At 62.0% G+C, this 13,718-nt stretch carries 17 protein-coding genes; 6 read left to right on the top strand and 11 right to left on the bottom strand.

The window, feature by feature from the left end; all coding sequences use genetic code 11:
- Window positions 1–49: 49 nt before the first annotated feature.
- The 6 genes from PMI20_RS08740 to ffh all read right to left on the bottom strand — a co-directional run bounded on the left by PMI20_RS08740 (window position 50) and on the right by ffh (window position 4,124).
- Window positions 50–463: an acyl-CoA thioesterase gene (locus PMI20_RS08740; protein WP_007927676.1), complete on the bottom strand. Its 414-nt coding sequence runs from the start codon at window positions 461–463 to the stop codon at window positions 50–52.
- 91 nt (window positions 464–554) lie between these two features.
- Entirely contained in the window at window positions 555–905 is a 351-nt protein-coding gene (gene rplS, locus PMI20_RS08735; protein ID WP_007927677.1) for a 50S ribosomal protein L19, read from the bottom strand.
- 45 nt (window positions 906–950) lie between these two features.
- A complete protein-coding gene (gene trmD, locus PMI20_RS08730; RefSeq protein ID WP_007927678.1) occupies window positions 951–1,703 on the bottom strand; it encodes a tRNA (guanosine(37)-N1)-methyltransferase TrmD in 753 nt (250 codons plus the stop codon).
- Window positions 1,704–1,705: 2 nt separating this feature from the next.
- Window positions 1,706–2,242: a ribosome maturation factor RimM gene (gene rimM / locus PMI20_RS08725; RefSeq protein ID WP_007927679.1), complete on the bottom strand. Its 537-nt coding sequence runs from the start codon at window positions 2,240–2,242 to the stop codon at window positions 1,706–1,708.
- A gap of 5 nt (window positions 2,243–2,247) precedes the next feature.
- Complete coding sequence (rpsP, locus tag PMI20_RS08720; protein ID WP_007927680.1) at window positions 2,248–2,499, bottom strand: 30S ribosomal protein S16; 252 nt, start codon at window positions 2,497–2,499, stop codon at window positions 2,248–2,250.
- Between the two features lie 248 nt (window positions 2,500–2,747).
- The gene (gene ffh / locus PMI20_RS08715) at window positions 2,748–4,124 is read right to left on the bottom strand and encodes a signal recognition particle protein (RefSeq protein WP_007927681.1); all 1,377 of its coding nucleotides are present in this window, start codon (window positions 4,122–4,124) and stop codon (window positions 2,748–2,750) included.
- Between the two features lie 198 nt (window positions 4,125–4,322).
- On the opposite strand from ffh, the gene PMI20_RS08710 reads away from it, so the two are divergent.
- The 3 genes from PMI20_RS08710 (at window position 4,323) to PMI20_RS08700 (ending at window position 8,067) form a co-directional block, all read left to right on the top strand.
- Window positions 4,323–5,135: a cytochrome C assembly family protein gene (locus PMI20_RS08710; RefSeq protein WP_007927682.1), complete on the top strand. Its 813-nt coding sequence runs from the start codon at window positions 4,323–4,325 to the stop codon at window positions 5,133–5,135.
- 12 nt (window positions 5,136–5,147) lie between these two features.
- Entirely contained in the window at window positions 5,148–6,386 is a 1,239-nt protein-coding gene (locus PMI20_RS08705) for a transporter associated domain-containing protein (protein ID WP_007927684.1), read from the top strand.
- 373 nt (window positions 6,387–6,759) lie between these two features.
- Window positions 6,760–8,067: an MFS transporter gene (locus PMI20_RS08700; protein ID WP_037035074.1), complete on the top strand. Its 1,308-nt coding sequence runs from the start codon at window positions 6,760–6,762 to the stop codon at window positions 8,065–8,067.
- Window positions 8,068–8,163: 96 nt separating this feature from the next.
- Here PMI20_RS08700 and purT read toward each other — a convergent pair whose 3' ends face one another.
- The 5 genes from purT to PMI20_RS08675 all read right to left on the bottom strand — a co-directional run bounded on the left by purT (window position 8,164) and on the right by PMI20_RS08675 (window position 11,402).
- Window positions 8,164–9,345, bottom strand: coding sequence for a formate-dependent phosphoribosylglycinamide formyltransferase (gene purT / locus PMI20_RS08695; RefSeq protein ID WP_007927694.1), 1,182 nt, complete (start codon window positions 9,343–9,345; stop codon window positions 8,164–8,166).
- Between the two features lie 103 nt (window positions 9,346–9,448).
- The gene (locus tag PMI20_RS08690; RefSeq protein WP_007927702.1) at window positions 9,449–9,916 is read right to left on the bottom strand and encodes a VUT family protein; all 468 of its coding nucleotides are present in this window, start codon (window positions 9,914–9,916) and stop codon (window positions 9,449–9,451) included.
- Between the two features lie 86 nt (window positions 9,917–10,002).
- On the bottom strand, window positions 10,003–10,215 hold the full coding sequence (locus PMI20_RS08685) for a DUF1289 domain-containing protein (protein ID WP_007927703.1): 213 nt from the start codon (window positions 10,213–10,215) through the stop codon (window positions 10,003–10,005).
- Window positions 10,212–10,736 carry a gamma carbonic anhydrase family protein gene (locus PMI20_RS08680; protein WP_007927713.1) on the bottom strand — a complete coding sequence of 175 codons (525 nt, stop codon included), beginning with the start codon at window positions 10,734–10,736 and terminating at the stop codon, window positions 10,212–10,214. The genes PMI20_RS08685 and PMI20_RS08680 overlap by 4 nt, the downstream gene beginning before the upstream one ends.
- A 66-nt stretch (window positions 10,737–10,802) precedes the next feature.
- The gene (locus tag PMI20_RS08675; protein ID WP_007927715.1) at window positions 10,803–11,402 is read right to left on the bottom strand and encodes a CoA pyrophosphatase; all 600 of its coding nucleotides are present in this window, start codon (window positions 11,400–11,402) and stop codon (window positions 10,803–10,805) included.
- 147 nt (window positions 11,403–11,549) lie between these two features.
- On the opposite strand from PMI20_RS08675, the gene PMI20_RS08670 reads away from it, so the two are divergent.
- The 3 genes from PMI20_RS08670 (at window position 11,550) to PMI20_RS08660 (ending at window position 13,679) form a co-directional block, all read left to right on the top strand.
- Window positions 11,550–12,101 carry an NUDIX hydrolase gene (locus PMI20_RS08670; protein ID WP_007927716.1) on the top strand — a complete coding sequence of 184 codons (552 nt, stop codon included), beginning with the start codon at window positions 11,550–11,552 and terminating at the stop codon, window positions 12,099–12,101.
- Window positions 12,102–12,148: 47 nt separating this feature from the next.
- Window positions 12,149–12,652, top strand: coding sequence for a L,D-transpeptidase family protein (locus tag PMI20_RS08665; protein ID WP_007927719.1), 504 nt, complete (start codon window positions 12,149–12,151; stop codon window positions 12,650–12,652).
- Window positions 12,653–12,947: 295 nt separating this feature from the next.
- Window positions 12,948–13,679 (top strand): GntR family transcriptional regulator, encoded by a 732-nt coding sequence (locus PMI20_RS08660; RefSeq protein WP_007927721.1) that lies wholly within the window; start codon window positions 12,948–12,950, stop codon window positions 13,677–13,679.
- The last annotated feature ends 39 nt before the right edge of the window (window positions 13,680–13,718 follow it).

Raw genomic sequence — 13,718 nt, 5'->3', positions numbered from 1 at the left:
TCGCTCCTACAGAACGGTGAAATCCCACAAGAGCGAGGCTTGCTCGCGATCAGTCGACAAACCCCGGCAACACCGGTACCGGGCGCTTGTCGTCATCGATGGCGACAAAGCTGAACAGGCCATGGATGGCCTTCTCTCGCCCATCGCAGCTCATGCTCTCGACGAACACTTCAACCTCGACCTTGAGGCTGGTATTGCCGACCTTCACCACCCGTCCCACCAGCTCGACGATAGAGCCGGCGGCAATCGGGTGATTGAAGTCGATACGGTCGGTGGACACGGTGACCAGCGGCAACCGGCAGAAACGGGTCGCGGCGATGAACGACACTTCGTCCATCCAGGCCAGCGCCGTGCCGCCGAACAGGGTGTTGTGGTGGTTGGTGGTCGACGGGAATACCGCCTTGGTCACGCGGGTCACCGACAGCTCGGTCCGGCGTTGGATTTCTTGCTCGCGGGGGCTCATGGTTCTACTGCCTGAAACACAATTCGGGGATAAATGACGGGCAACAAAAAAGCAGCCCGTAGGCTGCTTTTTTCTGCATCGGAAGCTGGACTTAAACCAGTTTTTCCTTGATGCGAGCTGCTTTACCCGACAGGTCGCGCAGGTAGTACAGCTTGGCTTTACGTACGTCACCGCGACGCTTGACAGCCATGCTGTCGATTTGCGGGCTGTAGGTCTGGAAAGTACGCTCTACGCCAACACCGTTGGAGATTTTACGAACGGTGAATGCACTGTTCACGCCGCGGTTACGCTTGGCGATTACAACGCCTTCGAACGCTTGCAGACGGGAACGATCGCCTTCCTTCACTTTCACCTGAACGACAATGGTGTCGCCCGGGGCAAAGGCTGGGATCTCTTTGGTCATCTGCTCTGCTTCGAGTGCAAGGATGATTTTGTTGGTCATGCTGTGCTCCTAAGGTAAATCGTCGGATCTACCATCGATACGTTGTTAACTATCGTCCCGCTCGCGGATGTATTCCTCGAGCAGCTTCTTCTCTTCTCCAGAAAGCGAGCGGCTTTCCAGAAGATCGGCGCGTCGTTCATAGGTCCGACCAAGGGACTGCTGTAAACGCCAACGCCGGATGTGTGCGTGGTTGCCACTTAGCAACACGTCGGGAACACGCTGATCCGCATACACCTCCGGTCGGGTGTAGTGCGGGCAATCCAGCAGACCATCCGTGAAGGAATCCTCCTCCGCGGAATCCGCATGCCCTAAAGCTCCGGGCAGCAGTCGCGTAACCGCATCAATCAGGACCATCGCCGGCAGCTCGCCACCGGAGAGTACATAGTCGCCAATCGACCACTCTTCATCGACATGAGCTTCAATAAAACGCTCGTCAATGCCTTCATAACGACCGGCAATCAGGATCAATGCGTCCTCATTCGCCAACTCGCGTACCGCCGACTGAGTCAGTTTGCGGCCTTGGGGCGACAGGTAAATCACCTTCGCGCCCTCCCCGGCTGCCTGCCTGGCCTGAACCAGAGCATCTTCCAGGGGCTTGATCTTCATCACCATGCCCGGGCCACCGCCAAATGGGCGATCGTCCACAGTGTGATGTCGATCCGTGGTGTAGTCTCGCGGATTCCAACAGGTCAGCTGCAAGAGCCCCTGTTTCACCGCGCGGCTGGTTATGCCGTAGTCGCTGATGGCGGAAAACATCTCGGGAAACAAACTGATCACTTCTACGCGCAGGCTAGCCACGTTCAGAAGTCCGCGTCCCAATCCACCTTCATCTCGCCCGCTGCCAGGTCGACGGCCAACACGCATTGCTCGGTATAGGGCAACAGGCGTTCGCGATCATCCAGGCTGCCAGCGCAAGGCTTGACCACCATTACATCGTTCGAGCCGGTCTCCAGCAGGTGATCGATCTTCCCGAACAGTTGTCCGTGAGTGTCGATGACCTTGAGACCTTGCAGCTGGTACCAGTAGTACTCGCCGTCGGTCAGTTCAGGGAACAGGTTGCGCGGCACGCAGATCTCATAACCGGCCAGAAGACGCGCTTCTTCACGATCATCGAGACCCTTGAGCTTTGCGACCAGGAATTTTTCATTCCCGCGTCCGCTGACCAGCTCAACCTGTTTCACGCTACCTTCGCGCTTGAGCGTCCAGGTTTTGTAATCCAACAGGTTTTTAATCGGATCGGTAAAGGAATAAACCTTCACTTCGCCGCGAACGCCGTGAACAGAGTAGATTTTGCCGATAACGATCAAATCATCAGCAGGAGCAGGCGTCGCGTTCATAGGGTTCAGGCTGCAGCCTTAGCCGATTCCTTCAACAGCTGAGCAACGCGCTCAGACGGTTGTGCACCAACGCTCAGCCAGTAGGCTACGCGCTCTTGGTTCACGGACAGGCGGACTTCTTGACCACGAGCGATCGGGTTGAAGAAGCCAACTTGTTCTTTGTGCGAACCGTCGCGTGGGTTGCGGCTGTCGGTCACGGTCAAGTGGTAAAACGGGCGCTTTTTGGAGCCGCCAAGGGCAAGACGGATTGTTAGCATGTGAACATCGTTCCTGTAGTCGGTGCTGCAAATCTAAATGCACAGCGGGCATGGGTGCCCGAAAGGCCGCATATTCTAAGGAATATCCGGACTTTTGCAAATGACTTTTTCCGGCGCCTACCGGCTGCCATCCAGATTTGCTATAGGGCCGTTGGCAACAACGGCGAGTCAGCTCCCGCCAAACGCGGGTTTGCTGGAGGTCCCGCGTCCCCGCGGGAAACGCCGGCATGGCTGCCGGCGCGGATTCTTCAGATCTTCGGCATGCCGCCGCCGGGCAACATTCCGCCCATGCCGCGCATCATTTTCGCCATTCCGCCCTTGGCGGAGAATTTCTTCATCATCTTCTGCATCTGCTTGTGCTGCTTGATCAAGCGACCGATGTCCTGCACCTGGGTGCCGGAGCCCATGGCGATCCGACGCTTGCGCGAACCGCTGATCAGCTCGGGGTCGCGGCGCTCGGCCGGGGTCATGGAGTTGATGATGGCTTCCATCTGCTTGAACTGCTTCTCGGCCGCGCCCTGGGCATTGCCCATTTGCGCCAGGTTCACGCCACCGATATTCGGCAACTTGTCCATCAGGCCACCGAGGCCGCCCATGTTCTTCATCTGTTGCAGCTGGTCGCGGAAGTCTTCGAGGTCGAAGCCTTTGCCTTTTTTCAGCTTTTTCGCCAGCTTGTCGGCTTTTTCCTTGTCGAGGGTCTGTTCGGCCTGCTCGATCAGGCTGAGCACGTCGCCCATGCCGAGGATGCGCGAAGCGATACGCTCAGGGTGGAACGGTTCGAGCGCTTCGCTCTTCTCGCCCATACCGATGAACTTGATCGGCTTGCCGGTGATCGCACGCACCGACAGCGCGGCACCGCCACGGGCATCGCCGTCGACCTTGGTCAGGATCACGCCGGTCAGCGGCAGTGCGTCGCCAAAGGCCTTGGCCGTGTTGGCAGCGTCCTGGCCGGTCATGGCGTCGACCACGAACAGGGTTTCCACCGGCTTGACCGCCGCGTGCAACGCCTGGATCTCGTCCATCATGTCGGCGTCGATGTGCAGACGACCGGCGGTGTCGACGATGACCACGTCAATGAACTTGAGCTTGGCTTCTTTAATAGCCGCTTCGGCAATCGCGACCGGCTTCTGGCTCAGGTCGGACGGGAAGAAGGTCACGCCAATGTCGTTGGCCAGGGTTTCGAGCTGCTTGATCGCCGCCGGACGGTAAACGTCGGCGGATACCACCATCACGCTCTTCTTCTTGCGCTCTTTAAGGAAGCGCGCGAGCTTGCCGGCGGTGGTGGTCTTACCGGCGCCCTGCAAACCGGCCATCAGCACGACGGCAGGCGGCACGGCGCTCAGGTTCAAATCTTCGTTGGCCGCGCCCATCAGGCTTTCGAGTTCGGCCTGGACGATCTTCACGAATGCCTGGCCCGGGGTCAGGCTGCGCGACACTTCAGTGCCGACCGCACGTTCCTTCACCGAGTTGACGAAGTCCTTGACCACCGGCAGGGCGACGTCGGCTTCGAGCAACGCCATGCGCACTTCGCGCAGGGTGTCTTTAATGTTGTCCTCGGTCAGCTTGGCCTTGCCGGTGACATGGCGCAGCGTCTGCGAGAGACGGTCGGTTAGGTTTTCAAACATGCGCGATCCTTTCAGGCCCTAAGTAGACCGAGGTAATGGCGGCTCGGGGCCCCTATATAAAGAGGTGCTCCGTGGGCAGGTCGCGGATTATAGCGAAGACTGCGTGCGACGCACAGCCGCCGTCTGGTTGCACGGTCTTTCGTGTGATGGCGGTTCTATGCCAAACTCAACGACTTTCGGGCTTGCCTAACAGGATTTATGCTCCCCTTGTCACCCAGCTTGCTAACCACCCTCGCCGCCGCCTGCCTCTATGCCGCTGCGACCCTCTATCAAGGCACTCGTCTGGCTCAAGCCGCCAAGACGAACAAGCGCCTGCTGGTCTCGCTCGGCATCCTTGCCCTGCTCGCCCACAGCGCCAGCCTCCTGACCCACCTGATGACGCCCGTGGGCCTGGGCCTGGACTTCTTCAGCGCCGCCAGCCTGATCGCCGCCGCGGTGATTGCCCTGACCCTGCTGGCCTGCTCGCGCATTCCGGTGGAGAACCTGCTGGTCCTGCTGTTTCCGCTGGGGGCGCTGACCGTGCTGCTGGCGCAGTTCGTGCCCACCGGCACGGTGCCGGTGATCGACGAAGAGCCAGGCATCCTCGCCCATATCCTGCTGTCGATCCTCGCCTACGGCATGTTCACCATCGCCGTGTTCCAGGCCCTGTTGCTGCTGGTGCAGGACCACCAACTCAAGCACAAGCACCCGTCCGGGCTGATCAAGAACTTTCCGCCGCTGCAGACCATGGAAAGCCTGCTGTTCGGCTTCCTCTGGGCCGGCTGGACCCTGCTTTCGCTGTCGCTGATCTCCGGCTGGCTGTTCGTCGAGAACCTGTTCGCCCAGCACCTGGTGCACAAGACCCTGCTGGCCTGCCTGGCCTGGGTGGTGTTCAGCGTGCTGCTGTGGGGCCGCAACCGCCTCGGCTGGCGCGGACACAAGGCGATTCGCTGGACCCTGGCCGGCTTCTGCCTGCTGATGCTGGCGTACTTCGGCAGCAAGCTGGTCCGTGAATACATCCTGCATATCTGACGAGCGGCGATAATGGACAACCTGCCCATAGAGCCAATGCTCGTGGTCCTGGCCTTGCTGGTGCTGTGGTCGGGGCTGTTCACCGCCATCGAAGCAGCCCAGCAACACCTGCTGACCCTGCGCACCGCTTCGCGCTCCGGCGACAAACCGCTGGCGCGCCTGAGCTTCCCGCGCGACAGCCTGATTCTCTGCAACACCCTGTGCCGGGTGCTGGCGGTCATCATCAGTACCTTGCTGGCGCTCCTGCAGTGGGCGGAAAACGGCCCCTGGCTGGCCTGCCTGATCGCCACTAGCGTGCTGCTGGTACTCGCCGACTACCTCCCGCGCACCCTGGCCACCCGTTATCCGGATGCGATCCTCAGCCTGGGCAATACCCTGCTGGGCGTGCCGCTGAAGATCATCTACCCGGCGGCCTGGCTGCTCCACAGCATCAGCCAGCTGTTGCTGCGCCCCTTCACCCGCAAGGCCGGCGCCGTCAAGCAGAGCGAAGACGAGCAGGCTGTCGACCCGGACGACGCCGAAGAACATGCCAACGGCCGGCCGCATCCGGTGTCGGGCATCCATGCCTTGGACAACATCACCGTCAATGACATTCTGGTGCCGCGCAGCGAGATCGACGGGATCAACCTCGACGACCCCATCGCCGACATCATCGAACAGCTGCGCCTGTCCAAGCGCACCCGCCTGCCGGTGTTCCACAGCGATATCAACCAGGTCGAGGCGGTCCTCAACACCCGCCAGATCCGTCACCTGCTGCCGGATGCCAGCCTGACCCAGGAGGCGCTGCTGGCGGCCTGCCACGAACCTTACTTCGTGCCGGAAAGCACCCCGCTGCAGTTGCAACTGCTGAACTTCCACAAGCAGCAGCGCCGCCTGGGCATGGTGGTGGACGAGTACGGCGAAGTGCTGGGCATCGTCACCCTGGAAGACATCCTCGAAGAAATCGTCGGCGAATTCGAAAGCGAGCACAGCCTCGACAACCCGCATATCCATCCCCAGGCCGACGGACGTTTCGTGATCGAAGGCGCGGCCTCGATTCGCGAGCTGAACAAGAGCCTGGGCTGGCACCTGCCCTGCGACGGCCCGAAAACCCTCAACGGCCTGGTCACCGAAGCGCTGGAGACTATCCCCGACAGCGCCGTTTGCCTGAAGATCGGCCGCTACCGCCTGGAAATCCTCGAAACCGAGGACAACCGGGTCAGTCGCGTGCTGATCTGGCACACCAAGCCGCTCACCGCGCCCGCCCTGTAATCGTGACCCTGTAGCCGCTGCCGAGCCCGCGAGGCTGCGATCGACCGCAACGCGGTTGCAAACCCTGTATCCATATTCCGCCTGATGCACCGCTTACGCCGGCTACGCCGTCGAACGCAGGCTGCGCCAGCGGCTACAGGGCTACGGCAAGTCGCGCTTGTTTGATCGTTAGGGGCCTTCCTATAATCGATCCGCTTACCCAAGCCCCGCAGCACCCGCGTGCTACCCGCACCCAGCGGCTTCTGCCCTGCTCCGCCCGCTTCTGGCAGGCTTCGCTCCCACCCCGAGCCGCGCCCGCGCCAAACCCACATCCCTGGGTGTTCGACCATAATAATTCGCTCCCATGGAGCACATGACTGTCAGGGATAACCGCATGACGACCAGCACCACTTACAGCGCCTCCGTGCCTGCCCAGCCGACCAACTCCGCCAGCCGCGTGGCCACCGCCAGCTTTATCGGCACCGCCATCGAGTTCTACGACTTCTACGTGTACGCCACTGCCGCCGCGCTGGTGATCGGCCCGGTATTCTTTCCGCAGACGTCCGGCACCGCCCAGATGCTCTCGGCCTTCCTGACCTTCGGCATCGCTTTTCTCGCCCGCCCCCTGGGCTCGGCGCTGTTCGGCCACTTCGGCGACCGGATCGGCCGTAAGTCGACCCTGGTGGCATCGCTGCTGCTGATGGGTGTGTGCACCACGCTGATCGGCGTGCTGCCCGGCTATGACAGCATTGGCGCCTGGGCCCCGATCCTGCTGTGCCTGCTGCGCTTCGGCCAGGGCCTGGGGCTGGGCGGCGAATGGGGCGGCGCAGCGCTGCTCGCCACGGAAAATGCGCCCAAAGGCAAACGCGCCTGGTTCGGCATGTTCCCGCAGTTGGGACCATCAATCGGTTTTCTCGCGGCCAACGGTCTGTTCCTGACCCTGGCCATGAGCCTGAGCGACGAACAGTTCCGCTCCTGGGGCTGGCGGATTCCGTTCCTGCTCAGCGCCGCGCTGGTGCTGGTCGGCCTGTATGTGCGCCTGAAACTGCATGAAACCCCGGTCTTCGCCAACGCCATCGCCCGCCAGGAACGGGTCAAGATGCCGCTGGTCGAGCTGTTCAGCCAGTACTGGCTGCCAGTGCTGCTGGGCGCCGCGGCAATGGTGGTGTGCTATGCGCTGTTTTACATCTCGACGGTGTTCTCGTTGAGCTACGGCGTCGCGACCCTCGGCTACAGCCGCGAAACCTTCCTCGGCCTGCTGTGCTTCGCGGTGCTGTTCATGGCCGCGGCCACGCCGCTGTCGGCCTGGGCCAGCGACCGCTATGGACGCAAGCCGGTGCTGATCATCGGCGGCCTGCTGGCGATTCTCTCCGGCTTCACCATGGAACCGCTGCTGACCCAGGGCTCGACCTGGGGCGTGGCACTGTTCCTGTGCATCGAGCTGTTCCTGATGGGCGTGACCTTCGCCCCGATGGGCGCCCTGCTACCCGAGCTATTCCCGACCCACGTGCGTTATACCGGCGCATCGGCGGCCTATAACCTGGGCGGCATTGTCGGCGCCTCGGCGGCACCGTTCTTCGCCCAGAAGCTGGTAGCAATGGGGGGATTGAGCTGGGTTGGCGGCTATGTGTCGGCGGCAGCGGTGCTCAGCCTGATCGCTGTGCTGTGCCTGAAGGAAACGCGCAATAACGACCTGAACTAGGTCGGCTGAGAGATTGTTATCGCGGGCAAGCCTCGCTCCTACCTACAGAAGAGCGCGATCTTCTGTAGGTAGGAGCGAGGCTTGCCCGCGATGCTTTTACAGCTCTACAACGACCGCCTGGGAAGCGCGGGTCGCCTTGGCCCGCGCGGCCTCGATCGACTCGTCGCGCGCCAGGGCCACGCCCATGCGGCGCTGGCCGTTGACTTCGGGCTTGCCGAACAGGCGCAGGGCCGTATCCGGCTCGCTCAGGGCCGCGCCCAGGTTGGCGAAAGCGGTCTGGGTCGACTGGCCTTCCACCAGGATCACCGCCGAAGCCGACGGGCCGAACTGACGGATCAACGGGATCGGCAGGCCGAGAATCGCCCGCGCATGCAGGGCGAACTGCGACAGGTCCTGGGAAATCAGGGTCACCAGGCCGGTGTCATGGGGACGCGGCGACACTTCGCTGAACCAGACCTGGTCGCCCTTGATGAACAGCTCGACGCCGAACAGGCCACGGCCACCCAGGGCCTCGGTCACGGCCTTGGCCACGCGCTCGGACTCGGCCAGGGCTTTCGGGCTCATGGCCTGAGGCTGCCAGGACTCCTGATAATCGCCCTTCTCCTGACGGTGGCCGACCGGCGCGCAGAAGGTGGTGCCGCCAACGTGGCGCACGGTCAGCAGAGTGATTTCGTAATCGAAATCGATGAAACCTTCGATGATCACCCGGCCCTTGCCGGCACGCCCGCCTTCCTGGGCGTAGTCCCAGGCTTTCTGCACGTCGTCGACGCTGCGCAGCAGGCTCTGGCCCTTGCCCGAGGAACTCATCACCGGCTTGACCACGCAAGGGAAGCCCAGGTCGTCCACCGCCTTGCGGTAGTCTTCGAAGGTGTCGGCGAAGTGGTAAGGCGAGGTCGGCAGGTCCAGTTCTTCGGCGGCCAGGCGACGGATGCCTTCACGGTTCATGGTCAACTGGGCGGCCCGGGCGGTCGGGATCACGGTGAACCCTTCGGACTCCAGCTCCACCAGGGTGGCGGTGGCGATGGCTTCGATCTCCGGCACGATGAAGTGCGGCTTCTCCGCCTCGATCACTGCACGCAGCGCGGCACCGTCGAGCATGTTGATCACATGGCTGCGATGGGCGACCTGCATCGCCGGCGCATTGGCGTAGCGATCCACGGCAATCACCTCAACGCCCAGGCGTTGCAGCTCGATCACCACTTCCTTGCCCAACTCACCACAGCCACACAGCAAAACGCGGGTCGCGGTTGGCGACAATGGAGTTCCGATACGGGTCATCTGAAAGTCCTCAAAAAGGAGCGGATCATCGAGGGTCGCGCACCAGGCGGGCGGCCCATGGGGAAGAAAGCGCGGCATTTTACATGAACCGCGCGCTTTGGCCTCAGCTGGCGCACGCCGCCTTGCGCAAACGCCAGGCCATGGCCAGCCAGACCACGGTCACGCCGGCGAACTTCGACCCCAGCGCGGTGAGGATCACGCCCGGGGTCAACGCATCGATCAGGCCGAAAAAGATAAAGGTGTCCAGGGGAATGCTCAACGCCGAACTTATCCACAGGCGGTCGTGCAGTGGGCGCTTGGTGATACTGAACACCAGCCAGTCGATGCACTCGGAGACCGCGAACGCCGTGGCGCTGGCCAGGGCAATGGCCGGCTCGGAGGTCACGTAGGACAGTACCAGCGCCACCAGCATGGCGACGAGCGCGCCATGACCGAAGCGGGTTTGCACCATGTCCCGCAGGACGAACACCAGCCCGCCCCAGGCCGACCAGATGATGTCCAGGTGCGGAGCGGTAGAAAAAGCGTAGTTGATCAGTACGACACTGCCGATATAGGCGATCAGGAAGAGCATGGGGCGAAAAGTACCTGTCAGTAAGGCGCACAGGGTACTTCAGGCGGATGGGATGGGCCAGACGGGGGCTGGCCCGAGATAGCCGTCTAGCCGGACTGGGTGCCGATCATCCACAGCACCCCGCTGGACTTGGCGCGCTCATGACACAGCGCCAGCACCTCACGGCGCTCGGCGTTGTCCATGCGGCTCCAACGGGTGATCTCGCTCACCGTGCGCTGGCAACCGGTGCAGATATCGTCATCGTCCAGCGCGCAAATGCTCACGCAGGGCGAACGGACGGGTTTTTCGGGTTCGGTCATTGTTCTTGCTCGGCCAGATCGCGGGCGTAACGCTGGGAATTATGCACATAGTGCGCGGCGCTGGCTTCGAGCATCTTCTTCTGCTGCTCGGTCAGTTCACGGACCACCTTGCCCGGCGAGCCCATCACCAGCGAACCGTCGGGGATCTCCTTGCCTTCGCCGATCAGCGAGTTGGCGCCGATGATGCAGTTCTTGCCGATCTTCGCGCCGTTGAGAATCACCGCATTGATGCCGATCAGGCTGTAGTCGCCGACGGTGCAGCCATGCAGCATGGCGTTGTGGCCAATGGTCACGCCGGTGCCGATGGTCAGCGGAAAGCCCATGTCGGTATGCATCACCGTGCCATCCTGCACGTTGCTGTTCCTGCCGATCAGGATCAGCTCGTTGTCGCCACGCAGCACCGCATTGAACCAGACGTTGGCCCCCTCCTCCAGCTTGACCTTGCCCACCAGCGTGGCATTGGGTGCGACCCAGCTTTGCGGGTGGGTTTCGACACGGGCGTCGCCCAGGCGGTATTTCATATTGTTGTCCTCAAGGCCAGGCAGGTTCATATACACAGTGGGGTTCAGGCCATACGAGCGATGGCTTCAAATATTGATAAAGCTTTTGGGCGGCTGGTGCAGGCTGATCTGGGCGTCATACAGCAGGTTGATCAGCTCGACGATCATGATCGCCGTCAGGCCCCAGATCTTGTACTCGCCGAAGCGGTAGCTCGGCACGTACCAGCTGCGGCCCTGATAATCGATGCGGTGGGTGTGCTCGCGCGGGTCCTGGCGGAAAAACTCCAGCGGCACGCTGAACACCGCGGCGATCTCGGCGTCATTGGCCAGGTATTCGACGTAATCGGGAATCACCCCGACATAGGGCGTGACCTTGATCCCGTGCAGGGAAATCAGCGGGCTCAGGGGGCCGATCACTTCCACCAGCCCCGGGGGCAGGCCGATTTCCTCTTCGGCTTCGCGCAGGGCGGTAAAGACCAGGTCGGGGTCTTCCGGGTCGCGGCGGCCGCCGGGGAACGCCACTTCGCCGCCGTGGGTGGACAATCCTTTGGCGCGCAGGGTCAGCACCAGCTCAGGCTCGTCACTGCGGGTAATGGGGACCAGCACGGCGGCCTCGGGGAAACGTCGATCCGTCTCCAGCGGTCGCGGCGTATGGTTGCTTACCCGGTGCAGTAGCTCGTCCAGCATGAGTCTTCTCGATCTGTCGACTACCTTGCATCATGCACCAAACAAACCGACCGCCCAAGCCCCGATCCACGCCATGTCGCGTAACGACAACTTGCCGACAAAGCCCCGTGCACGCCAAGATAGGCGCAGCCTTTTCGGATACCCAGCATGAAATTCTGCAGCCAGTGCGGTCACCCGGTCACCCAGCGCATTCCCGAAGGCGATTCACGCCTGCGTTTTGTCTGCGACAACTGCCAGACCATCCATTACCAGAACCCGAACATAGTCGCCGGCTGCCTGCCTACCTGGGGTACCCAGGTGCTGCTGTGCCGACGCGCGATCGAGCCGCGTCGTGGCTACTGGACGCTGCCGGCCGGTTTCATGGAGAACGGCGAGACCGTCGAACAGGCGGCGATTCGCGAGACGTTCGAGGAGGCCTGCGCCCGGGTCCGCAACCTGAGCATCTATACCCTGATCGACGTCCCGCACATCAGCCAGGTGCATGTCTTCTTCCGCGCCGAGCTGGCGGACCTGGATTTCGCCGCTGGCGCAGAGAGCCTGGAAGTTCGGCTTTTCGAAGAAGCCGACATTCCCTGGTCCGAGCTGGCTTTTCGCACGGTCGGGCGTACCTTAGAATGTTTCTTCGCTGACCGGCGGAACGAGGACTACCCCGTGCGTTCCGAGTCCATTCCGCCCCTGGCTCAGCCTGCCCTCACTTAAACAACAAAACGTACGCGGCACCTGTGTACTCTTAGGGATATCGTTTCATGCGCTGGTTGCTCGCTCTTTTCTGCTACTCGGTTATCGCGGTCTCCCACGCCTCCGCGACGGATACCCTGAACGGCAAGGTCATCGAAAAAGTCCTGGTCCTCAAGTCGGCCCATCAGTTGCAACTGATCAACGACGGCAAACCCATCAAGACCTACCGCATTTCCCTGGGTAAACGACCCAAGGGGCCGAAGCTCATGGAAGGCGACAAGCGCACTCCGGAAGGCTTCTACTGGCTGGACTGGCGCAAGACCAGCGACCGCTTCAACCTGGCCATGCATATCTCCTACCCGAACATCAGCGATTCCGCCCGCTCGCGTCGCGAGGGCGTGGAGCCCGGCGGCATGATCATGATCCACGGCACTCCGGACAGCGAAGACTACCCGGAGCAGTACTTCCATACCCTGGACTGGACCGACGGCTGCATCGCCATGCGCAACGTCGACATGCGCGAAGTCTGGGGCCTGGTCCCGGACGGCACGATGATCGAAATCCGCCCCTGATTCCTCGCTGAAACGCCTCTAAAACACCTCCGTTACAAAAAAAATCGCAGGCTGCGCCGGCTTCGAAAGGTGAATACCAATTCCCGTTCGAAAAACCGCCGCCCCTGCGATTTTCGCATTCGTGGCCAGACCGCCCTAATACCACTTCCCCAAACCATCCCCGCCAACGCCCATAAAGCGCCTGTTGTCGTGCGCCATCGCCACAGCACTGGCGTTGACATGGTATTTAAGTGGTATTAGTTTTTGCCGTATTACCGGGCGACAACAAATCAATAACGCATCGGAACCTCGACAGATGAACCACATCCTGGCCCTGCGCCCTGACGATACCCAGCCGACCCCGCTGTACCTGCAACTGGCGCGCAACCTTGAAGCCGCGATCCATGCCGGACAGTGGAAAGCCGAACAGGCCTTGCCCTCGGAACGCAACCTGAGCGAGATGCTCAATATCTCCCGCGTCACCGCGCGCAAGGCCCTGGAAGTGCTGTTCGAACAAGGCCTGATCCGCCGCAGCCAGGGCTCCGGCACCTTCATTACCCCGCGCCTGGAACAACCGCTGTCGCGGCTGTCGGGCTTCAGCGAAATGCTCCGCCTCAAGGGCTTCGTGCCCGGCTCCCAATGGCTGGAGCGGGAAATCACCACGCCGACCCACGAAGAACTGATCCGCCTCGGCCTGTCGCCGAACGACAAGGTGGCGCGCCTCAAGCGCCTGCGCAAAGCCGACGACACGGTGATGGCGATCGAAATGAGCACCCTGCCGGCCACGATCATTACCCAGCCGGATGCCGTGGGCGACTCGCTCTACGCCTACCTCGATGGCATCGGCCGCCCGGTGGTCCGTGCCCTGCAGCACATCCAGGCGATCAACGCCAGCGCCGAGTTCGCCGCCCTGGTGGGCATCGCCCCCGGCACCGCGATGCTGCTGATGACCCGTGTCGGCTACCTCGAGGACAACACCCCGATCGAAGTCACCGACACCTATTGCCGCAACGACTATTACGACTTTGTCGCCGAGCTGCGTCGCTGAGCCTGGCCGCCGAGTCGCCAAGAATCCGTCCCAGAGAGC

Origin of the sequence: Pseudomonas sp. GM17 (assembly GCF_000282175.2) — a bacterium.
In the GTDB taxonomy this organism is placed as follows: Bacteria; Pseudomonadota; Gammaproteobacteria; order Pseudomonadales; family Pseudomonadaceae; genus Aquipseudomonas; species Aquipseudomonas chlororaphis.
The sequence above is the reverse complement of the archived record's forward strand: the minus strand, read 5'-3'. Positions and strand labels throughout refer to the sequence as shown.